This is a genomic window from Lysobacter sp. Root494 (genome assembly GCF_001427225.1).
GTDB lineage: Bacteria > Pseudomonadota > Gammaproteobacteria > Xanthomonadales > Xanthomonadaceae > Agrilutibacter.
Genome location: NZ_LMFH01000008.1, coordinates 86075 through 107596, shown reverse-complemented (window position 1 = coordinate 107596; position 21522 = coordinate 86075). Strand labels below are relative to the sequence as shown.

At 66.0% G+C, this 21522-nt stretch carries 18 protein-coding genes and 1 riboswitch; of the genes, 15 read left to right on the top strand and 3 right to left on the bottom strand.

Translation table 11 applies throughout. The features are described from left to right. The first annotated feature begins 63 nt into the window (after positions 1-63). Entirely contained in the window at positions 64-2664 is a 2601-nt protein-coding gene (clpB, locus tag ASD14_RS13345) for an ATP-dependent chaperone ClpB (RefSeq protein WP_056134756.1), read from the top strand. Positions 2665-2732: 68 nt separating this feature from the next. Here the strand turns inward: clpB and ASD14_RS13340 are convergent, their stop codons facing one another. Next, complete coding sequence (locus ASD14_RS13340; RefSeq protein WP_056134754.1) at positions 2733-3329, bottom strand: hypothetical protein; 597 nt, start codon at positions 3327-3329, stop codon at positions 2733-2735. Positions 3330-3464: 135 nt separating this feature from the next. Beyond that, positions 3465-3705: riboswitch (cobalamin riboswitch) on the top strand. 115 nt (positions 3706-3820) lie between these two features. On the opposite strand from ASD14_RS13340, the gene btuB reads away from it, so the two are divergent. Next, positions 3821-5707, top strand: coding sequence for a TonB-dependent vitamin B12 receptor (gene btuB / locus ASD14_RS13335; RefSeq protein ID WP_056134751.1), 1887 nt, complete (start codon positions 3821-3823; stop codon positions 5705-5707). Positions 5708-5782: 75 nt separating this feature from the next. Here the strand turns inward: btuB and ybaL are convergent, their stop codons facing one another. Continuing rightward, complete coding sequence (gene ybaL / locus ASD14_RS13330; protein ID WP_056134748.1) at positions 5783-7459, bottom strand: YbaL family putative K(+) efflux transporter; 1677 nt, start codon at positions 7457-7459, stop codon at positions 5783-5785. Between the two features lie 169 nt (positions 7460-7628). Between ybaL and ASD14_RS13325 the strand changes: the two genes are divergently transcribed. Both ASD14_RS13325 and ASD14_RS13320 read left to right on the top strand, forming a co-directional pair. Then, on the top strand, positions 7629-9488 hold the full coding sequence (locus ASD14_RS13325) for an ABC-F family ATP-binding cassette domain-containing protein (protein ID WP_056134745.1): 1860 nt from the start codon (positions 7629-7631) through the stop codon (positions 9486-9488). A gap of 553 nt (positions 9489-10041) precedes the next feature. Then, the gene (locus tag ASD14_RS13320; RefSeq protein WP_056134744.1) at positions 10042-10386 is read left to right on the top strand and encodes a zinc ribbon domain-containing protein; all 345 of its coding nucleotides are present in this window, start codon (positions 10042-10044) and stop codon (positions 10384-10386) included. Positions 10387-10539: 153 nt separating this feature from the next. On the opposite strand, the gene ASD14_RS13315 is transcribed toward ASD14_RS13320, so the two are convergent. After that, positions 10540-11628 (bottom strand): DUF3011 domain-containing protein, encoded by a 1089-nt coding sequence (locus ASD14_RS13315; RefSeq protein ID WP_056134740.1) that lies wholly within the window; start codon positions 11626-11628, stop codon positions 10540-10542. Between the two features lie 217 nt (positions 11629-11845). Here ASD14_RS13315 and aspS point away from each other — a divergent pair, with 217 nt between their 5' ends. The 11 genes from aspS (at position 11846) to tolQ (ending at position 21498) form a co-directional block, all read left to right on the top strand. After that, positions 11846-13609 (top strand): aspartate--tRNA ligase, encoded by a 1764-nt coding sequence (gene aspS / locus ASD14_RS13310; RefSeq protein ID WP_056134736.1) that lies wholly within the window; start codon positions 11846-11848, stop codon positions 13607-13609. Between the two features lie 28 nt (positions 13610-13637). After that, positions 13638-13919 carry a hypothetical protein gene (locus ASD14_RS13305; RefSeq protein WP_056134733.1) on the top strand — a complete coding sequence of 94 codons (282 nt, stop codon included), beginning with the start codon at positions 13638-13640 and terminating at the stop codon, positions 13917-13919. Positions 13920-13921: 2 nt separating this feature from the next. Continuing rightward, entirely contained in the window at positions 13922-14452 is a 531-nt protein-coding gene (locus ASD14_RS13300) for a GNAT family N-acetyltransferase (protein ID WP_056134730.1), read from the top strand. A gap of 32 nt (positions 14453-14484) precedes the next feature. Further along, positions 14485-15123: an alpha/beta hydrolase gene (locus ASD14_RS13295; RefSeq protein ID WP_056134727.1), complete on the top strand. Its 639-nt coding sequence runs from the start codon at positions 14485-14487 to the stop codon at positions 15121-15123. An 83-nt stretch (positions 15124-15206) separates the two neighbouring features. Beyond that, on the top strand, positions 15207-15938 hold the full coding sequence (locus tag ASD14_RS13290; RefSeq protein ID WP_056134724.1) for a YebC/PmpR family DNA-binding transcriptional regulator: 732 nt from the start codon (positions 15207-15209) through the stop codon (positions 15936-15938). A gap of 18 nt (positions 15939-15956) precedes the next feature. After that, on the top strand, positions 15957-16478 hold the full coding sequence (gene ruvC, locus ASD14_RS13285) for a crossover junction endodeoxyribonuclease RuvC (protein ID WP_056134722.1): 522 nt from the start codon (positions 15957-15959) through the stop codon (positions 16476-16478). Then, positions 16475-17065, top strand: coding sequence for a Holliday junction branch migration protein RuvA (ruvA, locus tag ASD14_RS13280; protein ID WP_056134720.1), 591 nt, complete (start codon positions 16475-16477; stop codon positions 17063-17065). Before ruvC ends, ruvA begins: the two co-directional genes overlap by 4 nt. Before the next feature lie 93 nt (positions 17066-17158). Further along, positions 17159-19021: a potassium transporter Kup gene (locus ASD14_RS13275; RefSeq protein WP_343123464.1), complete on the top strand. Its 1863-nt coding sequence runs from the start codon at positions 17159-17161 to the stop codon at positions 19019-19021. Between the two features lie 91 nt (positions 19022-19112). After that, on the top strand, positions 19113-20153 hold the full coding sequence (gene ruvB / locus ASD14_RS13270) for a Holliday junction branch migration DNA helicase RuvB (protein WP_056134714.1): 1041 nt from the start codon (positions 19113-19115) through the stop codon (positions 20151-20153). A 152-nt stretch (positions 20154-20305) separates the two neighbouring features. Next, positions 20306-20713, top strand: coding sequence for a tol-pal system-associated acyl-CoA thioesterase (gene ybgC / locus ASD14_RS13265; RefSeq protein WP_056134711.1), 408 nt, complete (start codon positions 20306-20308; stop codon positions 20711-20713). Continuing rightward, positions 20710-21498 (top strand): protein TolQ, encoded by a 789-nt coding sequence (gene tolQ / locus ASD14_RS13260; protein WP_056134709.1) that lies wholly within the window; start codon positions 20710-20712, stop codon positions 21496-21498. The genes ybgC and tolQ overlap by 4 nt, the downstream gene beginning before the upstream one ends. Positions 21499-21522: the final 24 nt, after the last annotated feature.

The window sequence follows — 21522 nt, the reverse complement described above, 5'->3', positions numbered from 1 at the left end:
CGATGTCCGCATTTCCCGTGCATTGCGGCGCTGCCGCCACCATGACTTCCCGAGGTTTTTCCCATGCGAATGGACAAGCTCACTTCGCGGTTCCAGGAGGCCCTGAGCGATGCCCAGTCGCTTGCGGTCGGCCGCGACCACAGCGTCATCGAACCCGCGCACCTGCTTACCGCGCTGGTCGAACAACAGGGCGGCAGCACCCGGCCGCTGCTGGCGCAGGCCGGCGTCAACGTGCCGCTCCTGCGCGAACGCCTCGGCGAAGCGCTGGAAAAACTGCCCAGGGTCACCGGCCAGGCCGGCAACGTGAGCGTCGGCAACGATCTCGCGCGCCTGCTCAACGTCACCGACAAGTACGCCCAGCAGCGCGGCGATGCCTTCATCGCGACCGAACTGTTCGTGCTGGCGGCGCTCGACGACAGTGGTGATGTCGGCCGTGCTCTGAAGGGCGCGGGTGCGACGAAGCAGAAGATCGAAGCGGCGATCGAAAAGGTACGCGGCGGCGAGACCGTGCAGTCGGAGAACGCCGAAGACCAGCGCCAGGCGCTCGACAAGTACACCATCGACCTCACCGCGCGTGCCGAAGGCGGCAAGCTCGATCCGGTGATCGGCCGCGACGAGGAGATCCGCCGCACCGTGCAGGTGCTGCAGCGCCGGACCAAGAACAACCCCGTGCTGATCGGCGAACCCGGCGTCGGCAAGACCGCAATTGTGGAGGGCCTCGCCCAGCGCATCATCAACGGCGAAGTGCCCGAAGGCCTGCGCGGCAAGCGCGTGCTCTCGCTCGACATGGGCGCGCTGATCGCGGGCGCGAAGTTCCGCGGCGAATTCGAGGAGCGCCTGAAGGCCGTGCTCAACGACCTGGCCAAGAACGAAGGCCAGGTGATTCTCTTCATCGACGAACTGCACACCATGGTCGGCGCCGGCAAGGCCGAAGGCGCGATGGACGCGGGCAACATGCTCAAGCCCGCGCTCGCCCGCGGCGAGCTGCACTGCATCGGTGCGACCACGCTCGATGAGTATCGCAAGTACGTCGAGAAGGACGCCGCGCTCGAGCGCCGCTTCCAGAAAGTCTTCGTCGGTGAGCCGAGCGTCGAGGATACGATCGCGATCCTGCGCGGCCTGAAGGAACGCTACGCCGTGCACCACGGTGTCGAGATCACCGATCCCGCGATCGTCGCCGCGGCGACGCTCTCGCATCGCTACATCGCGGACCGCCAGTTGCCGGACAAGGCCATCGACCTGATGGACGAAGCGGCGTCGCGCATCCGCATGGAGATCGACTCCAAGCCCGAGGAGCTCGATCGCAAGGAGCGCCGCCTGATCCAGCTCAAGATCCAGCGCGAGGCGTTGAAGAAGGAGAAGGACGAGGCCTCGAAGCAGCGGCTTGCCGACCTCGAAAGCGAGATCGCGAAGCTCGAACGCGAGTTCAACGACCTCGAGGAAGTCTGGAAGGCCGAGAAAGCCACGCTACAGGGCGCCACGAAGATCAAGGAACAGATCGAAGCCGCGAAGCTCGAACTCGAAGCCGCGCAACGCAAGCAGGACTTCGCGAAGATGAGCGAGATCCAGTACGGGCGCATTCCCGAGCTGGAGAAGCAGCTGCACGCCGCGCAAGAAGCCGAAACCAAGGGCTTCTCGCTACTGCAGGACAAGGTGACCGCCGAAGAGATCGCCGAAGTCGTGTCGCGCTGGACCGGCATCCCGGTCAACAAGATGCTCGAGGGCGAGCGCGAGAAGCTGCTGAAGATGGAAGACCAGCTGCACGCGCGCGTGGTCGGCCAGGACGAAGCGATCAAGGTCGTGTCCGACGCGGTGCGGCGGTCGCGCGCGGGTCTGTCGGATCCTGATCGCCCGTCGGGCTCGTTCCTGTTTCTCGGCCCGACCGGCGTCGGCAAGACCGAGCTGAGCAAGGCGCTGGCCGAATTCCTGTTCGACTCGGCCGACGCGATGGTCCGCATCGACATGAGCGAGTTCATGGAGAAGCACGCGGTGAGCCGGCTGGTTGGTGCGCCCCCGGGCTATGTCGGTTACGAAGAAGGCGGATACCTCACCGAAGCGGTGCGCCGGCGCCCGTACAGCGTCATCCTGCTCGACGAGGTGGAGAAGGCGCATCCGGACGTCTTCAACATCCTGCTGCAGGTGCTCGACGACGGCCGCCTCACCGATGGCCAGGGCCGCACGGTCGACTTCCGCAACACCGTGATCATCATGACGTCGAATCTCGGCAGCCAGATGATCCAGGACATCTCTGTCAACAGCGCCAGCGGCGACGACAGCCCCGAGGCCTACACACAGATGAAGGCCGCGGTAATGGGCGTGGTGCAGGCGCACTTCCGCCCGGAGTTCATCAACCGCCTCGACGACATCGTCGTGTTCCACCCGCTCGACAAGGCGCAGATCCGCGAGATCGCGCGCATCCAGCTGCGGGGACTCGACAGGCGCCTGGCCGACCGCGGGTTGAAGCTGGTGCTCTCCGATGATGCGCTCACGTTGCTCGGTAACGTCGGCTTCGATCCGGTGTACGGCGCGCGACCGCTCAAGCGCGCGGTGCAGCAGCAACTGGAGAACCCGCTTGCCCAGCGCATCCTCTCCGGCGAGTTCAACACCGGCGACACGGTGCGGGTGGAGGCCGAAGGCGGGCAACTGGTGTTCCGCAAGGGCTGACGCAATTGCGCAGATTGCAAAAACGACGGCCCGGTTTTTCCGGGCCGCTGTTTTTTGGGAGAGATGCGTTACTTCGCCACGAACTTCAGCGGCCCGCTGTACTGCGGCCAGCCGACGGATGCGTCGCCACGCGTGTTCAAGGCCTTCTCTTCAGACGTGCCCGCGTCTGTCTGCACGCTGGCCATCAGGGTCGGCATCCAGAAATTGACCACGAAAGCCGCGTCCTTGTAGATGACGGGCTTGATGTTGATCGTGGTGGTCTTGCCCGGCTCGATCGTGAAGCCCATGACGTTCTCGTTCACGAACGCGCCGCGATCCAGGATTTTCTGGACGCTGAAGCCCGCCGACATTTCCAGGCCGATGCCGGTGATCCGGTATTCGCCTGCCGGCAAGGTCACGCTTTCCGACTGCCCGTAACGCGTCATGTGGCTGATCGGATAATCGATGAACTGCTTGTTGACCATGGTGAAGACCACCAGGTCGTCTTTCACGCCCCATTCCAGTCCGCCACTGCGCAACTGTTTATCCACCTTTTTCGGCAATTCCTTCTCGCTGGTGAACTGGTTGATGTTCACCGTCAGCGTTCCGGTGTTGTCCTGCGCGTGCGCGGCCTGGCAGAACGCGAGTGCCAGGACGAGCAGTGCGCCCTTGAACAGATTCCCCATTTTTGTTTTCCCCAAGTGTTTGGCTATGGCAACCGATGGTTGCCGGCTCGGATGATACGGTCCGCTTGCCGCGACATGCTCAGCGGGAATGACGCTGGCGGGAGAGCACGCGCCCGCAAAGCCGGGCGCCCTGCTAGACTGCGCGCCGCCTGAGGTGACCACCGCGCTGCGGTGGTTGAAACGGGAATCCGGTGCGCACCGTGTCTGGTCGACATGGCTGCAATTCCGGAGCTGCCCCCGCAACGGTAAGTGTTGAGCCAGGAAGGCTCGGGACCGGCGAATGCCACTGTGCGCAGAGCATGGGAAGGCGCCGTCCCGGACGCGAACGAGCGTCCACGCACGAGCCCGGAGACCGGCCCAAGGCATGACCCGACAAGCGGTGGGCTTGTGTCGCGGGCATTGCGCTTTACGCGTGCCGCCTCGCACTCCTTTCGCCTGTCTTCCATCCGATCCACCGCGCGGGACAGGCGCGGCCAAGGAGTGCGTTTCCCATGAACCACCGTGTTTCCAATATCCCGCGTCGCACGCTGCTTGCGATCGGTCTGCTCGCGTGCATCGCGCCGTCGTTCGCTGCCGGCTCCGGCGCGCCTGACGCCACCGCGCTCGATGACGTGATCGTCACCGCGTCGCGCACGCCGCAGGCGCGCGATGCCGCGCTGGCCGCCGTTACCGTCATCACCCGCGAGGACATCGAACGCCGTGCGCCGGCTTCGCTGCCGGAGCTGCTGCGCGGGATGCCGGGCGTGGCGATCGCAAGCAACGGTGGCCCCGGCAAGGTGGCTTCGACCTTCCTTCGCGGCACCGATTCCGACCACGCACTGGTGCTGGTCGACGGCGTGCGCATCGGCTCGGCCACGAGTGGCGGCACTGCATTCCAGGACATCCCGGTCGAGCAGATCGAGCGCATCGAAATCGTGCGCGGTCCGTTTTCCAGCCTCTATGGCGCCGATGCGCTCGGTGGCGTGATCCATATTTTCACGCGTCGGCCGCACGACTCCTTCGACGCCAACTTCAATGCCGGCGCGGGCAATTACGGCACGCAGCGCTTCGGCGCGGGCATCGGTGGCCGTGGCGAGACCTCCGATGACAAGGGCGGCTGGTACCAGGTGCATGCGGCCTACGAAAACACCGACGGCTACGACAGCTATCGCGACAACCCCGCCAACCCGTTTGACGATTTCGACCTGAATCCCGATCGCGACGGCTACCGCAACCGTTCGCTGTCGCTGGGGGCCGGCCATCGCTTCAACCGCGCATGGGACGTCGAGGCGCGTGGGTTCCGTGCGGAAGGCAACAACGAATACGACGGCTTCTACGACGAATCCGATGTCGTGCAGCAGGTGCTCGGCGGACGCGTGCGCTATGCGCCAACGGAAAAGGCGATGCTCAGCCTCAACCTCGGTCGCAACGACGACACCAGCGACAACTTCTCGGCCGGGCAGCCGATGGGCTTCTTCGCGTCGCACCGCACTACCGGTTCGCTGCAGGGCGACTTCTCCGTGGGCGAAGGCCTGTGGACCGTCGGTTACGACTGGCGCCGCGATGAAGTCGACAGCGACACGCCGTTCGACGTCGAGGAGCGCATCACGCGCGGGCTGTTTGGCCAGTGGCAGCAGCGCTTCGGCGCGCATTCGCTGCAGGTCGGCGCGCGCCATGACGACGACACGCAGTTCGGCGGCAAGACCACCGGCAGTGCGCGCTGGGGCTGGGATTTCACCGACGCCCTGCGCCTGACCGCGAGCTACGGCACGGCCTATCGCTCGCCGACGTTCAACGACCTGTACTACCCGTTCTTCGGCAACGCCACGCTGGATCCCGAAAGCTCGCGCAGCGCCGAAATCGGGCTGCGTGGCAAGTACGCGTGGGGCGAGTGGACGGTGAATGCGTTCGAAACGCATATCGACGACCTCATCAGCTACGACCCGACGCCGACACCCGAGCGCCCCTTTGGACAGCCGGGCAACATCGAGGAGGCCCGCATCCGCGGCACGGAAGCCACGATCGCAACCACCGCGTTCGGCTGGAACTGGCAAGGCAACGTGACACTGCTCGATCCGCGGAACACCAGCGCGGGCGGCGATGCCCTGCTGCCGCGGCGCTCGCGGACGAATGCGCGGATCGATGTGGATCGCAGCTTCGGCCGCTTCAGTGTCGGCGCGAGCATCGCGGGCACCGGCAAGCGCTACGACGATCCGGCCAACACGCTGCGCCTGCCGGGCTACGCGACCACCGACCTGCGCGTCGGCTATACCTTCGCGGAGGCGTGGACGCTGCAGGTCAATGCCAACAACGTGTTCGACAAGACTTACGAAACCGCGATGTTCTATCCGCAACCGGGCCGCAACTGGTTGGTGAGCGTGCGTTACGCGGCCAAGTAATGCGCCTGCGCATGTGAAACGACAGGCCGCCGGTGCTCGCAACGACACCGGCGGTTTCTGTTTTTGAATCCAGCATCAGCACGCGGGCGGCAGATGCCGGTCGCCGCGATAAGGCGGCGTAGCCAGCACCATCTCCGCGAAGCTGTGCGCGAGTTCGCGCTCGGCCATCACCGCCGCGTCCGCGCCGTGGTCGAGCAGGTGCTTGACCTCGATGTCGCTGTGGCCGCGCGCGACGATGCTCATCGCGGGATTCAGCCGGCGCAGCGTGGCGATGATTTCGCCCGCTTCGAGCGCGTTGGGAATCGCGAGCAGGGCCATGTGCGCGCGTTCCGGCGCGGCTTCGCGCAACACGCTTTCGTTGACCGCGTTGCCCCGCACCGTGGGCAGGCCATCGGCGCGCGCGCGATCGACGAGGTGGTCCTCGCCATCGATCACCACGAGCGGCACGCCGTGCCCGTGCAGCACGCGCGCGAGTTCGCGGCCGACGCGCCCATATCCCACCAGCAGCACGTGGCCGGTGACGGTGTCGGGAATGACGCCTTCGGCATCCGCGCGCTGGCGTTCGCGGCGTGCCGCGCCGGCGTTGCGGCGATCCAGCCACCGCATCATCAGCGGATTGAAGATGATCGAAAGCAGGGCGCCGGCGAGGATCAGGTCCTGTCCGTGCTTCGGCAGCACGTCGAGCTGCACGCCGAGGCCGGCGAGGATGAAAGAGAACTCGCCGATCTGCGACAGGCTGATCGCGAGCAGCAAGGCGGTGGAATGCTGCTTGCCCAGCAGGCGTGAAACCGTCCATGCCGCGAAGGCGTTGCCGCCCACCACGATCACGAACGTGGCGATCACCTCCAGCGGCTGCTCCAGCAGGATCGTCGGATCGAACAGCATGCCGACCGAGACGAAGAACAGCACCGCGAATGCATCGCGCAACGGCAGGGTCTCGTTCGCGGCCTGGTGGCTGAACTCGGATTCGTTGAGCAGCAGGCCGGCGAAGAACGCGCCCAGCGCGAACGACACGCCGAACAGTTCCGCCGAACCGAACGCCACGCCCAGTGCGATCGCCAGCACGCACAGGGTGAACAGCTCGCGCGAGCCGGTGCCGGCGACGCGTTCGAGGATCCACGGCACGACGCGGCGTCCGACCAGCAGCATGACCGCGATGAATGCGCCGACCTTGAACAGCGTGGTGAACAGTGCCGCCAGCACCCCGACGCTGTCGCCGCCATCGCCCTTGAGCATGCCGACCAGCGCCGGCAGCAACACCAGCACCAGCACCATCACCAGGTCTTCGACGATCAGCCAGCCCACGGCGATGCGGCCGCGGGTGGTGTCGAGCAGTCGTCGTTCTTCCAGCGCACGCAGCACCACGACGGTACTGGCGACCGACAGGGCGAGGCCGAATACGAGCCCCGCGCCATTGTCCCAGCCGAACCAGCGCGCAAGCCCCCAGCCCAGCAGCGACACGAACAGGATCTGCGCGATCGCACCGGGCACCGCGATCGATTTCACTTCCAGCAGGTCGCGCAGCGAGAAGTGCAGGCCCACCCCGAACATCAGCAGGATCACGCCGATCTCCGCGAGCTGCGGCGCGAGCGTCTGGTCGCCGACGAAGCCCGGCGTGAACGGGCCGGCGATGATGCCCGCGACGAGGTATCCCACCAGCGGCGACATGCGCAACCGCTGTGCCAACGCGCCGAAGATGAAGGCAAGGCCGAAGCCGGCGACGAGAATGGCGATGAGGGAGGTGTGGTGCATTCGGCCTCGTGGGTCGTGGGATCGCTGCTTTCAATGGGGACGAACGCGATGGCCTCCAGCGCGGCGCGTGCGGCAGGCTGATGCGGCAAACAGGCCGGGAACCCGTTTTCGCACGCTCATCAGGCCTTGCGGGGCGGGATCGTCCAGCCGCCACCGTACAATACTGCCCATGATTTCCTTTCGTAATTTCGCCCTCCGTCGTGGCGAACGCCTCCTGCTGTCCAACGTCGACCTGGCCCTGCACGCCGGTTGGCGCGTGGGCGTGATCGGCCGCAACGGCACCGGCAAGTCCTCGCTGTTCGCTGCGGTCCAGGGTGAGGTGGAGGCCGACCAGGGCGACATCGACGTGCCCACGCGCGTGCGCATCGCCAGCGTCGCGCAGGAAACGCCCGCGCTCGACGATGCCGCGCTCGATTACGTGCTCTCCGGCGATGCCGTCGTGCATGCGGTGTTGAAAGCCGAGCGCGAGGCGATGGAGCGCGAGGACTGGGAAGCCGTCGCCGAAGCGCACCACAGGCTCGAGGAAATCGGCGGCTACGACGCCACCGCGCGCGCCGGCAAGTTGCTGCACGGCCTCGGCTTTACCGCCGATACCCACGAACGCGCGGTGAAGGAATTCTCCGGCGGCTGGCGCGTGCGCCTGAACCTCGCCCGCGCGCTGATGACGCCGAGCGACCTGCTGCTGCTCGACGAACCGACCAACCACCTCGACCTCGATGCCGTGCTCTGGCTCGAGCAGTGGCTGCTGAAATATCCCGGCACGCTGCTGTTGATCTCGCACGATCGCGAATTCCTCGACGAAGTCACCACGCACACGCTGCACCTGCACGATGGCAAGGCGAAGCTCTACACGGGCGACTACACCGCCTTCGAGCGCCAGCGCGCCGAACACCTGCGCCTGCAGCAGATCACCCACGAGAAGGTGCAGGCCGAGCGCGCGCACCTGCAGAGCTTCATCGACCGCTTCAGCGCCAGCGCCGCGAAGGCCAAGCAGGCGCAGTCGCGGGTCAAGCGCCTGGCGAAGATGGCGAATACCGAAGCCGTGCGCGCCGAGCGGGCATTGCGCATCGAGTTCCCGCCACCGGCGAAGTTGCCGCATGCGCTGCTGCGCCTGATGCATGCCGATTGCGGTTATGGCGAGGCGGCTTCCAGGCACGTCGTCCTGGACCAGGTCAGCTTCATCCTCGAAGCCGGCGATCGCGTGGCGCTGCTTGGCCCGAACGGCGCCGGCAAGTCGACGCTGGTGAAGTCGCTGGTGGGCGAGATACCGCTGCTCACCGGCGAACGCGGCGGCCATCCGGACCTGCGCATCGGCTACTTCGCCCAGCACACGGTCGAATCGCTGCGCGAAGGCACCAGTCCGATCGATCACCTCGGCGACATCGCCCCGGGCGTGTCGACGCAGCAGCTGCGCGACTTTCTCGGCAAGTGGAATTTCCCCGGCGATCGCGCGTTCGAATCGGTCGACAAGTTTTCCGGTGGCGAACGCGCGCGCCTCGCGCTGGCGCTGATCGCCTGGCGCCAGCCGAACGTGCTGCTGCTCGACGAACCGACCAACCACCTCGACCTCGACATGCGCGAGGCCTTGGCCGAAGCACTGGCGACGTTCGACGGCGCGATCGTGCTGGTCTCGCACGATCGCCACCTGATCGGCCTGGTCTGCGAGACGTTCTGGCGCGTGGCCGATGGCGTGGCCCAGCCGTTCGACGGTGACCTCGATGCATACGCGGTCTGGCTGCGCACGCGCGAGTCCACCGAGAGCAGGAAGGCGCCCGCGAAGGCGGCGCCCGAACCAGCGGTCGCGGCGACGACGAAGAAACCGCCGAACCCGCACAAGCTGGCGCAGGCCGAAGCGCGCGTCGCCGAGCTGGAATCGAAGCTGCACGCGATCGACATGGATCTCGCCGATCCCGATGTGTACAGCGACGGCGGAACGAACGCATCGGAACTCTCGCGCCAGCGCGATGCCTTGGCCGCGGAGCTCGCGCGCGCGGAAGAGGACCTGCTGGACCTGTACGAGACGGCCTGAGTAGTCGCGAAGCAGGACGGCTTGGCGATTCCGTGTCGCTGGAACGCTGATTGGGGACTCGCAGATGCTTGCCAGCATCTGCCGAGACGCCCGGCGGTGTCTGGCGAGCACCTTCCAGGGTCTCGCGAGATGCTGCTGGCATCTGCCGGGATGCTTGCGGGTATCTGCCCAGATGCCGGCGACCATCCGGGCAGATGTTGCCGACCGTCTCCGGGATGTTGGCAGCCCCGACGGAGACACTTCCAGCCTCTGCCGGGATGCTCCGGAGCATCTGCCGCGACCTCGCCAGCATCTCGTCAGATGGTCTCCACCCTCTGCCCAGACATCCGCAGGGGGTTTCCAGATGCTGCGAGGACCGCGCGAGACCCGGGCGACCCTCTCGCCAGACACCGCAGGCCCTCTTCATGTTGGCGGGTGCCGCGTGCGCGCCCTGATTCGTTCAACCGAAGTTCGCGCCCCGTGCTGGCTTATGCCGGCATCTGCCTTGAATTGCCCGCCCGTACCCCCAGAATGCAGCGGTCCGGCCACCGGCCGAGTGAGTTCCGAAACCGCCATGCCGATCTACGCCTTTGAATGTGCCGCCTGCGGCCATAGTTTCGACCGCCTCCAGAAGCTGTCCGATCCGGATCCGGCGACCTGTCCCTCGTGCAGCGCCGACCAGGTCCGCCGCCAGCTGACCGCGCCGCAGTTCCGCCTCGCCGGTGGCGGCTGGTACGAAACCGACTTCAAGAAGGACGGCGACAAGAAGCGCAACCTGGCGGGCGATGGGGGCGCGTCTCCGTCCGGCGGCGAAAGCAAGCCGGCCGAGAGCAAGCCGGCCGAGAGCAAGCCGGCCGAGAGCAAGCCTGCGGAGAAGAAGCCCGAGGCGCCCAAGAGCGAGGCCAAGGCGAGCACCTGACCACGGGGCTGCTTTCCAAGCGGAAGCCATGGTCCCCGCGCATGCGTGGTGCATTTCCGCCAAGTCCGGGCTGAAGGCGCAGCCCTACATGGAAAACGGCGGCCCGCCTGAGCGGAGCCGCCGTTCCGTTTTGAAGCTTCCGTTCGAAGGCGGTCAGTTGCCGAACCGCCCGCGGCAGCCGCCGTTGACCCAGATCCGGTTGCTGCCCGCCATGCCCCAGGTGCGTCCCTCGACACAGGCCTGGTTCGACAACTGCTGGATCAGGCGCGGCCGCCCTTGGCCCGGCGGCCAGTTGCACGTGGTGTAGCGGCCGTCTTCGCTGGCGCAGGTCGTGGTGTAACCGCCGCCGTCGCCGCCCCAGCCGCCACCGGCCGGCCCGAATTCCGCCCGGCAACCCGACCACACCGTCACCTGGCCGTTGCTGCCGCGCCAATTCTGGCCTTCCACGCAGCGGGTGTCGGAGATCTGTCGCACGACCCGCGACGCACCACGCCAGGACGTCCGGCAGTTCTGCAGGCGCCTGTCGGGACTTTCGCACCGGATCGTGCCGGCCTGGCCGCCACCGAATCCCTGGACGAACTCGCCGCGACAGCCACTCCACACCGTGACCTGCCCGTTCTGCGACGACCAGTTCTTGCCCTCGACGCAACGGGTATCGGAAATCTGCCGGCTCAATTGCGACGGGCCGTACCATGGGGTGGGACAGCTACGGCTGCGATTGTCGGGACTTTCGCACCGGATCGTGCCGGCCTGGTTGCCGCCGAATCCCCGAACGAACTCGCCGCGGCAGCCACTCCACACCGTGACCTGCCCGTTCTGTGACGACCAGTTCGTGCCTTCGACACAGCGGGTATCGGAGATCTGTCGGCTCAGGCGCGACGGCCCCCGCCACGGGGTGCTGCACACGCGGCTGCGGTTGTCCGGGCTTTCGCAGCGGATCGCGCCACCTGGAACGGGACCGGCCGAATCGCCCAGCGATTTGGCGATGTCGCGCTTGATGTCGCTGAAGCGCCAGTTCGAGCGGTTCACCTGGTCGATATAGAACCGCAGCTGGTCGTCGGCGATACGCCGGCCGCCGGACTGCTCGAGGTATTCCTGGCGAATGACCCGGACCTGGTCGTTATAGGACAGTGTCCGCAGGTCTTCGGGCGCGTACGCGCGGGGCTGTACCTGCGCCAACGCGGGCGCGGACAACGCCAGCAGGCATAACGCCGCCAGCAGTGGTTTAAGAAGCGTCTTCATGACTTCCCCTTCTCGGTGATCGAATCACGCGGCGGGCCTGCCGCCGCACCGTCCTGCACTCCTGCGGCAGCCAGTTATACCCGGCTGCCGTTAAACTACCGGCGTTCCGGCCTGTGGCCGGGGGCCGCCTTTCGGCCCGTTGCGAAGGCCGCGCCACGCGCGGCATCCGCAGATGCTTCCGGCCGCGGCCGGATCGAACGTACCTCCCGGAGTTTCCATGCGTACCCATTTCTGCGGCCTCATCGATGAGGCCCTGATCGGCCAGACCGTGACCCTGTGCGGCTGGGCCGATGTCGCCCGCGATCTTGGCGGCCTGTGCTTCATCGATCTTCGCGACCATGAGGGCATCGTGCAGGTCGTGGCTGAACCGGCCGGCAATGTTCCGGGCAATGCCGAAGTGCTGTCGGCTGCCGCTCAGGTTGGTTACGAGGATTGCCTGCGCGTGACCGGCGTGGTCCGCAGGCGCGAGTCGGTCAACGCGAAGATCCGCACCGGTCAGGTTGAAGTCGTCGCGACGAAGATCGAGCTGCTCAACAAGGCCGAGCCGCTGCCGTTCCACGCGCACGAGAATCCGGGCGAGGACATCCGCCTCAAGTACCGCTACCTCGACCTGCGCACGCCGGACATGCAACGCAAGATGCGCACGCGCACGAAGCTGGTCGCGGCGCTGCGCCGTTACCTCGACGAACGCGGCTTCCAGGACATCGAGACGCCGATCCTGACCAAGGCCACGCCCGAAGGCGCGCGCGACTTCCTCGTTCCCGCGCGCATGCATCCGGGCGAGTTCTACGCGCTGCCGCAGTCGCCGCAGCTGTTCAAGCAGATCCTGATGATGGCGGGCTTCGACCGCTACTACCAGATCGCGCGCTGCTTCCGCGACGAGGCGCTGCGCGCCGACCGCCAGCTCGAATTCACCCAGCTCGACATGGAATTTGCGTGGGTGACCGAGCGCGACGTGCAGGACACGGTCGAAGACATGATTCGCTTCGTGTTCCGTGAAGTGATGGACGTCGAACTCGACGCGCAGTTCCCGCGCATGACGTGGGCGGAAGCGATGCGCCGTTATGGTTCCGACAAGCCGGACCTGCGCATTGCGCTGGAACTTGCTGACGTTGCCGAGCTGGTGAAGGACAGCGAGTTCGCGGTGTTCACCGCTGCCGCCAACGACCCGGATGGCCGCGTCGCCGCGCTGCGCATTCCCGGCGGCGCGTCGCTGTCGCGCAAGCAGATCGACGAATACGCCGCCCATGCCGCCAGGTACGGCGCCAAGGGCCTGGCCTACGCCAAGATCGACGAAGCGGGCGCGGTGAATTCACCAATCGCGAAGTTCTTCAGCGAAGACGCATTCGCCGCGCTGCTCAGTCACGTCGGCGCCGGCAATGGCGACATGGTGTTCTTCGGCGCCGGCGGCTACAACAAGGTCAGCGACTTCATGGGCGCGGTGCGCCTGAAGGCCGGCAAGGACTTCAACCTCATCGCGGACCATTGGGCGCCGCTGTGGGTCACCGACTTCCCGATGTTCGAGTGGGACGACGAGGAGAAGCGCTACGTCGCGTTGCACCACCCGTTCACCGCACCTGCTGTGGATTCGATCGGCGACCTGCGTGCGAACGCGAAGACCGCGGTGTCGCGCGGCTACGACATGGTGCTCAACGGCAACGAGATCGGCGGCGGTTCTATCCGTATCCACAATTCGCAGATGCAGAGCGCGGTTTTCGAACTGCTCGGCATCGGCGCGGAGGAGGCGGAGGCGAAATTCGGCTTCCTGCTCGACGCGCTCAAGTTCGGCGCGCCGCCGCACGGCGGCATCGCCTTCGGCATCGACCGCATCGCCGCGCTGATGGCGGGCACCGAGTCGATCCGCGACGTGATCGCGTTCCCGAAGACCACGACCGCGCAGTGCCTGATGACGGGAGCACCGTCCCCGGTGCCCGACGCACAGCTCGCGGAAGTGCACGTGCAGATCCGCCCGAAGGCCTGACTTCGAAACGTTGACTGGAGACATGCGAATGAGCGACACGACATTTGCCCTGCAGTGGGAAAGGCTCGCCAACGAAGGCACCAGCGATTCGTTCACCACCGAGCGGGCGCGCGTGTTCGGCGGCTGGCTGGTACGCGTGACGGCCGGCGCTACGCAATCGCTCGCCTTCGTCCCGGATGGTGAATTCCGCTGGGATGGCGAGGATTTCGGCGAGGAAGATTACGAGTACGAAGAAGAAGAGGGCGACGAGGAAGACGAAGAAGGCGAGGAAGAGGAAGAAGAAGGGGAAGAAGAAGAGGACGACGAGTGACCATGGAAATCCGTCGCGCCGTTCCCACCGATGCCGCCGTGCTGTCCGAACTGGGCGCACAGACCTTCATCGACTCGTTCGGACATCTGTATTCGGCGGAGGACCTCCAGGCCTTCCTCGATGAATCGCATTCGGTCCAGGCTTACGCCACGTTGCTGGCCAGTCCGCTCTACGCGATCTGGCTGGCCGTCCAGCGCGATGAGGGCGGTGGCGACGAAGCGATCGGCTACGCGCTCGCCGGCCCCTGTGGCCTGCCGCACGAAGATGTCCGTCCCGAAGACGGCGAACTCAAGCGCCTGTACGTGAGCTCCCGTGCGCAGGGCGGCGGTGTCGGCGCGAAACTGTTCGACCAGACGCTGGCCTGGCTGGAACGCGACGGTCCACGCACGCTGTGGATCAGCGTGTGGTCGGAGAACTACGGCGCGCAACGCTTCTACGGGCGCTACGGCTTCGAAAAGGCCGGCGAATACGAATTCATCGTCGGCAAGCAGCGCGATCGTGAATTCATGTACCGGCGGGTCCCCGCGAAGTAAAAGTCAGGCGACCTGACTTCGCCGCGACCCTGATGAGCTCACGCGTAATCCTCGTCCACGGCATCTGGATGCCCGGCGCCGTGATGGCGTGGCAGGCCGCGCGCCTGCGTGCCGCCGGCTTCGATTGCGAGACCTTCAGCTATTACGGAGTGACGCGCGGGCCCGAAGAGGCCGTCTCGCGCCTCACCGGCGTGCTCTCGCGCGGCGAGGCGCACGTCGTTGCGCACAGTCTCGGTGGACTGGTGACCTTGCATGCGCTTCGAGCGCAGCCTTCGCTTCCCGTCCGCCGCGTGGTCTGCCTGGGATCGCCGCTGCGGGGAAGCGGCGCTGTGCGTGGCATGCGCCGGCACTCCTGGGCCGCGGCGACGCTGGGTCTCGCGGCGGACCTGCTGGAAGGCGGCTTCGACCGCTGGGACGGTCCGGCCCAGGTGGGCGTCATCGCCGGAAGCCTTCCACGCGGGCTGGGGCATGTCTTCAGCCATTTCGATGACGACCACGACGGCTCGGTTTCGGTCGCGGAAACCCGCCTGCCCGGCCTGGCCGACCACGTCGTGATCAGCGCCAGCCACAGCGGCATGCTGTTCTCGGGGGAAGCCGCCCGGCTGACGGCGCAGTTCCTGCGCGAGGGCCGGTTCGGGCCGGCCGTGGCGCCGGCCCGGCGCCCGGGGTGAAATTCCCGGCCAGTGCACCCGCACTTCGATTGCCGCAGCGCGGTAAAATTCCGGACTTCGTCACAGGCTGGCACTGAACATCCATGGGTAGAGGCCCTTCCATCGAAGCCCGCAAGAACGCGGTCGACGCGCAGCGCGGCAAGATCTTCACCAAGATCATCCGCGAGATCAGCGTCGCGGCGCGCGCGGGCGGCGGCGATCCGTCGGGCAATCCGCGCCTGCGCACCGCCGTCGACAAGGCGCTGTCGGTCAACATGTCCAAGGACGTGATCGAGCGCGCGATCAAGAAGGCCACGGGCGAACTGGAAGGCGTGGTCTACGAGGAAATCCGCTACGAAGGCTATGCGCCCGGCGGTGTCGCCGTGATCGTCGACTGCCTGACCGACAACAAGGTGCGCACCGTGGCCGATGTGCGCCACGCCTTCACCAAGTTCGGCGGCAACCTCGGCACCGATGGCTCGGTGTCCTTCATGTTCAAGAAGCTCGGCGTGCTGTCGTATGCGCCGGGCGCCGACGAAGACAAGGTCACCGAAGCCGCGATCGAAGCCGGCGCCGACGATGTCGTGGTGTATCCGGAAGACGGCGCGATCGACGTCATCACTTCACCCGATGCGTTCGCGGCGGTGAAATCGGCAATGGAAGCCGCGGGACTCGCGCCCGATCTCGCCGAAGTCACGCTGCGCGCCGACAACGACATCGCGGTGAGCGGCGACACTGCGCAGCAGGTCGTGAAGCTCCTGCGCTGGCTCGAAGACATGGACGATGTGCAGAACGTCTACTCCAACGCCGACCTCGGCGAGGATGCCTACGCCTGACAGGCGTAAGCTGGCGACGTGACACGAATCCTGGGAATCGATCCCGGCTCGCAACGCACTGGCGTCGGCATAGTCGACGCCGATGCCACGGGTCGCGCGCGCCACGTCTACCACGCACCGTTGATGCTGCTCGGTGATGGCGAGTTCCCGCAGCGGCTGAAGCGGCTGCTCGACGGTCTCGGCGAGATCATCGAAACGTATCGCCCCGATGAGGTGGCGATCGAAAAAGTGTTCATGGGCAAGAGCGCGTTGTCGGCGCTCAAGCTCGGCCACGCGCGCGGTGCCGCGCTGTGCGCCGCGGTGATGCGCGACCTGCCCGTGCACGAGTACGCGCCCAAGGAAGTGAAGCTGGCCGTGGTCGGGCAGGGCGGCGCCGACAAGACGCAGGTCCAGCACATGGTCGGCGTGATGCTGAACCTGCAGGGCAAGCTGCAGGCCGACGCCGCCGACGCGCTGGCCGTCGCCATCACGCATGCACACGTTCGCTCGACCGCGTTGCGGTTGGGCGTGAGCACGAAACAGGCATGGGGACGTAAATGATCGGTCGTCTGAAGGGCATCCTCGTCCACAAGCAGCCGCCGTGGCTCGTCGTCGACGTGCACGGCGTCGGCTATGAACTCGAAGCGCCGATGAGCACGTTCTACGACCTGCCCGAACTCGGCCGCGAAGTTGCGCTCTTCACCCACTACGCGCAGAAGGAAGACAGCGTTTCGCTGTACGGCTTCCTGCGCGAAGGCGAACGCCGTCTGTTCCGCGACGTGCAGAAGGTTACCGGCATCGGCGCGAAGATCGCGCTGGCCGTGCTGTCCGGCGTCAGCGTCGACGAGTTCGCGCGAATGGTGCACGCGGGCGACGTCACTGCGCTGACACGCATTCCCGGCATCGGCAAGAAGACCGCCGAACGCATGGTCGTGGAACTGCGCGATCGCGCGGCCGATCTCGCCGGTGTAGGTGCAACGTTGAACATGCCTGGCGCGCCGGCCGATCCGCAGTCCGAAGCGGTCATCGCCCTGCAGCAACTTGGCTACAAGCCGGCCGAAGCTTCGCGCATGGCGGCCGCGGCAGTCGCAGCCGGCGATGACGCCGCCACCATCATCCGCAAAGCGCTAAAGTCCGCGCTTCGCTGACGCCCGCAACTCCGCGTCTTCAGTAAGGGAAGGCCCATGGCCGTTACCAGCAACACCAATACCCACGCACATGGCCAGAACGGCCATGGCAACGTGGGGCTGACCGGCTTGATCGTCGGCGCGATCGGAGTTGTCTTCGGCGATATCGGCACGAGCCCGCTGTATACGCTGAAGGAAGCCTTCACTCCGCATTACGGCCTCGTCGCCAACCACGACACGGTGCTCGGCATCCTGTCGCTGATCTTCTGGGCGCTGATGATCGTCGTGACGCTCAAGTACGTCACCATCATCATGCGCGCCGACAACGAAGGCGAGGGCGGCATCATGGCGCTCATGGCGCTGGCGCAGCGCACGTTGCCCAAGGGTTCGCGTTCGGCCTATGCCGTCGGCATCCTCGGCATCTTCGGTGCATCGCTGTTCTTCGGCGATGGCGTCATCACGCCGGCGATCACCACGCTGTCGGCGATCGAAGGCCTCGAAGTCGCCGCGCCGCAGCTGCATCGCTTCATCGTGCCCATCACGCTGCTGGTGCTGGTGGCGCTCTTCGCGACGCAACGCTTCGGCACGGCCAAGGTCGGCCGGGTGTTCGGCCCGATCACGCTGCTGTGGTTCGCATCGCTTGCCGCCATCGGCCTGAGCAACATCGTCGATGCGCCTGAAGTGCTGAAGGCCTTCAATCCGCTGTGGGGCGTACGCTTCTTCATCACCCATGGCTGGCATGGCATCTTCATCCTCGGCGCCGTGGTGCTCGCGGTGACCGGCGGCGAGGCGCTGTACGCCGACATGGGTCATTTCGGCGCGAAACCGATCCGCTACGGCTGGTACTTCTTCGTCCTGCCCAGCCTGATGCTCAACTACCTGGGCCAGGGCGCCTTGCTCCTCGAAAACCCGTTGGCCGCCAAGAACCCGTTCTACCTCGGCGTGCCCGAATGGGCGCTCTATCCGATGATCGCGCTTGCCACGGCGGCTGCCGTGATCGCTTCGCAGGCGGTGATCACCGGGGCGTATTCGGTAGCGCGTCAGGCAATGCAGCTCGGCTATATCCCGCGCATGGCGATCAAGCACACGTCGAAGGAAACGATCGGCCAGATCTACATTCCCGCGATCAACTGGACGCTGATGCTGGCGGTGATCTCGCTGGTGCTGTCGTTCCGCACGTCTACCGCACTGGCTTCGGCGTACGGCGTTTCCGTATCCGGCACGATGCTGATCGACACGATGCTGCTGGCGCTCGTCGCCCGGACGATGTGGCCGAAGGCGCGGAAGTGGGTACTGCCGCTGTGCGTGTTGTTTGCCATCGTCGAGATCGCGTTCCTGATCGCGAACGGCGTGAAGTTCCTCGATGGCGCGTGGTTCCCGGTAATCCTCGGCATCATCGTCTTCACGGTGCTGCGCACCTGGCGGCGCGGCCGCGAGCTGCTGCATGCGGAGATACGCAAGGAAGGCATCCAGCTCGACACCTTCCTGCCGGGCCTGATGCTTGCGCCGCCGGTGCGCGTGCCCGGCACGGCGGTGTTCATGACCGCGCAGACCGGCGTGGTGCCGCATGCCTTGCTCCACAACCTCAAGCACAACAAGGTGCTGCACGAGCGCAATGTTTTCCTCACCGTCGATACGATGAACGTGCCGTACGCGCCGAAGGAAAAACGCCTGAAGATCGAATCGATCGGCGGCGAGGACTTCTATCGCGTCGTGATCAAGTTTGGTTTCATGGAAACGCCCGACGTGCCGCTCGCCCTGATGCGCAGCTGCGACAAGGGCGGCATCCACTTCGACCCGATGGACACCACGTACTTCGCCAGCCGCGAAACCGTGGTCGCCAGCCGCCATCGCGGCATGCCGGTATGGCGCGACAAGCTGTTCGCGGTCATGCATCGCAATGCGGCTCCGGCTACCGGGTTCTTCCGGATTCCGGGGAACCGGCTGGTGGAACTCGGCGCACAGATCGAAATCTAGGGTCGGTGGCGCGTGGGCGGGCCTTCCGTGGGTTGCGGCGCGTTTCGGATCGGCGCATGTCGATTCCGCTGCGCCGCCCCATAATGGCTGCATGAACGACCGCATCGTCTCCCCCGCCGCCACCCGCGAAGAAGACGCCATCGAGGCGTCGATCCGTCCCAAACGCCTGGACGAATACCTCGGCCAGGCGCCGGTGCGCGAGCAGATGTCGATCTATATCGAGGCGGCGAAGGGGCGCGGCGAAGCGCTCGACCATGTGCTGATTTTCGGGCCGCCGGGCCTGGGCAAGACCACGCTCAGCCACGTCATCGCCAACGAACTCGGCGTCAACCTGCGCCAGACCTCGGGCCCGGTGATCGAGAAGGCGGGCGATCTGGCTGCGCTGCTGACCAACCTTCAGCCGCACGACGTGCTCTTCATCGACGAGATCCACCGCCTCTCGCCCGTCGTCGAGGAAGTGCTGTACCCGGCGATGGAGGACTACCAGATCGACATCATGATCGGCGAGGGCCCCGCCGCCCGTTCGATCAAGCTCGACCTGCCGCCCTTCACCCTGATCGGTGCGACCACGCGTGCCGGCCTGCTGACCGCGCCGCTGCGCGATCGCTTCGGCATCGTCCAGCGCCTGGAGTTCTACAGCGCGGAAGAACTGACCCGGATCGTGCGCCGCTCGGCGCAGATCCTCGGCATCAGCTGTGATGCCGAAGGTGCCGCGGAAATCGCCCGGCGCTCGCGAGGCACGCCACGCATCGCCAACCGCCTGCTGCGCCGCGTACGCGACTTCGCCCAGGTCAAGGCGAGCGGGTCGATCAGCCGCGAAGTCGCTGATGCGGCAATGAAGATGCTCAAGGTCGATCCGGAAGGCTTCGACGATCTCGACCGTCGCATGCTGACCACGATCATCGATGCCTTCGACGGAGGCCCGGTCGGCGTCGAATCGCTTGCCGCCGCGCTCAGCGAAGAGCGCGGCACGCTCGAAGACGTGATCGAGCCGTACCTGATCCAGCAGGGCTATCTCATGCGCACCGCGCGCGGGCGCATGGCCACGCACAAGGCGTATCGCCACATGGGCTTCAAGCCGAAGGCGGGATCGCCCGATCTCTTTGCCGAACCGGTGGACAGCGGGGAATGACCGGCGGGAATGTGAGCGTGCCCGCATTTCAGACATCGGCTCGTTACCGCATCGTGCGCGGCTCCGAACACGCTGTTTTTGCGCGAGTTCATTGCATCTTCGTATCGCGCCTGCGTGCTTCTTCGACCTTCGTTCCAGGGTTTTCTTAACGCATGTTCAGCCATCCCGTTCGCATTTATTGGGAAGATACGGACGCCGGTGGTGTCGTGTATCACGCGCAGTACCTGGCCTTCCTCGAGCGCGCGCGCAGTGAATGGATGCGCACCCAGGGGCATGGCCAGGAAACATTGCGGCGCGATCACGGCCTCCTGTTTGCGGTCCGTGCGATGCAGATCGACTTCCTCAAGCCTGCCCGGCTCGATGACGCGCTCGAAGTGACCGCCGCGCTGCAGGAATGCCGCCGTGCGAGCGTGATCTTCAGCCAGGAGATCCGCCGTGGCGGGGAACGACTGCTCACCGCAACGGTCCGTGTCGCTGCACTGGGCACGGACTTCCGCCCGACTCCCATTCCGCAGCCGTTGTACGACGAATTGAACGCCCTGGTGGAGAAAGACGCATGACCCCCGCAACTTTCATGGCGATGCAGGCGACCGTCGAAGCCCTGCCCGAAGACGCGCCCGCGCAGGCCAACGCATTGGCCGAGACAGCCGGCGCAGCCACGGTGAACAGCAACCTCGATCTCCTCCAGCTGGTGCTCGATGCCAGCCTGCCGGTGCAGCTGATCATGGCGCTGCTGATCGTCGCGTCGGTCGTCTCATGGGTGATCATCTTCCGCAAGCGCAGCGTGATCGCGCGCGCGCAGAAGGAAGCCGAACGCTTCGAGGAACGCTTCTGGTCCGGTTCAGAGCTCACCAAGCTCTATGCGGGCGCGACGCAGGGCCGTGGTCCGGTCGGCGGCATGGAATCCATCTTCGAAGCCGGTTTCCGTGAATTCGGGCGCCTGCGCCAGCGCAAGGGCGTCGATTCGCGCACGCAACTGGAAGGCGCGCAGCGTGCGATGCGCGCGACCGGTTCGCGCGAGATCGACGGGCTCGAACACAACCTCGAACTGCTCGCCAACATTGGTTCGACCGCGCCCTACATCGGCCTGGTCGGCACCGTGTTCGGGATCATGGTGACCATGCACGGCCTGCTCGCCAGCGGCGCGCAGGTCGGCATCAAGGACGTGGCGCCGGGTATTTCCGAGGCGCTGCTCGCCACCGCGATGGGCCTGTTCGTCGCGATTCCCGCGGTATGGGCCTACAACCGCTTCGCCAACGGCGTCGAGCGGCTGGCCGTGCGTTACGACGCCTTCGCCGAAGAGTTCTCCTCGATCCTGCAGCGCCAGGCGCATGTCGAGGAATAACAAACCCGCTTGCCGGCTTCGCGC

Excerpts from the sequence above, each read along its gene's own strand:
- clpB (WP_056134756.1), top strand. The coding sequence starts at position 64 with ATGCGAATGGACAAGCTCACTTCGCGGTTCCAGGAGGCCCTGAGCGAT.
- ASD14_RS13340 (WP_056134754.1), bottom strand. The coding sequence starts at position 3,329 with ATGGGGAATCTGTTCAAGGGCGCACTGCTCGTCCTGGCACTCGCGTTC.
- btuB (WP_056134751.1), top strand. The coding sequence starts at position 3,821 with ATGAACCACCGTGTTTCCAATATCCCGCGTCGCACGCTGCTTGCGATC.
- ybaL (WP_056134748.1), bottom strand. The coding sequence starts at position 7,459 with ATGCACCACACCTCCCTCATCGCCATTCTCGTCGCCGGCTTCGGCCTT.
- ASD14_RS13325 (WP_056134745.1), top strand. The coding sequence starts at position 7,629 with ATGATTTCCTTTCGTAATTTCGCCCTCCGTCGTGGCGAACGCCTCCTG.
- ASD14_RS13320 (WP_056134744.1), top strand. The coding sequence starts at position 10,042 with ATGCCGATCTACGCCTTTGAATGTGCCGCCTGCGGCCATAGTTTCGAC.
- ASD14_RS13315 (WP_056134740.1), bottom strand. The coding sequence starts at position 11,628 with ATGAAGACGCTTCTTAAACCACTGCTGGCGGCGTTATGCCTGCTGGCG.
- aspS (WP_056134736.1), top strand. The coding sequence starts at position 11,846 with ATGCGTACCCATTTCTGCGGCCTCATCGATGAGGCCCTGATCGGCCAG.
- ASD14_RS13305 (WP_056134733.1), top strand. The coding sequence starts at position 13,638 with ATGAGCGACACGACATTTGCCCTGCAGTGGGAAAGGCTCGCCAACGAA.
- ASD14_RS13300 (WP_056134730.1), top strand. The coding sequence starts at position 13,922 with ATGGAAATCCGTCGCGCCGTTCCCACCGATGCCGCCGTGCTGTCCGAA.
- ASD14_RS13295 (WP_056134727.1), top strand. The coding sequence starts at position 14,485 with ATGAGCTCACGCGTAATCCTCGTCCACGGCATCTGGATGCCCGGCGCC.
- ASD14_RS13290 (WP_056134724.1), top strand. The coding sequence starts at position 15,207 with ATGGGTAGAGGCCCTTCCATCGAAGCCCGCAAGAACGCGGTCGACGCG.
- ruvA (WP_056134720.1), top strand. The coding sequence starts at position 16,475 with ATGATCGGTCGTCTGAAGGGCATCCTCGTCCACAAGCAGCCGCCGTGG.
- ruvB (WP_056134714.1), top strand. The coding sequence starts at position 19,113 with ATGAACGACCGCATCGTCTCCCCCGCCGCCACCCGCGAAGAAGACGCC.
- ybgC (WP_056134711.1), top strand. The coding sequence starts at position 20,306 with ATGTTCAGCCATCCCGTTCGCATTTATTGGGAAGATACGGACGCCGGT.
- tolQ (WP_056134709.1), top strand. The coding sequence starts at position 20,710 with ATGACCCCCGCAACTTTCATGGCGATGCAGGCGACCGTCGAAGCCCTG.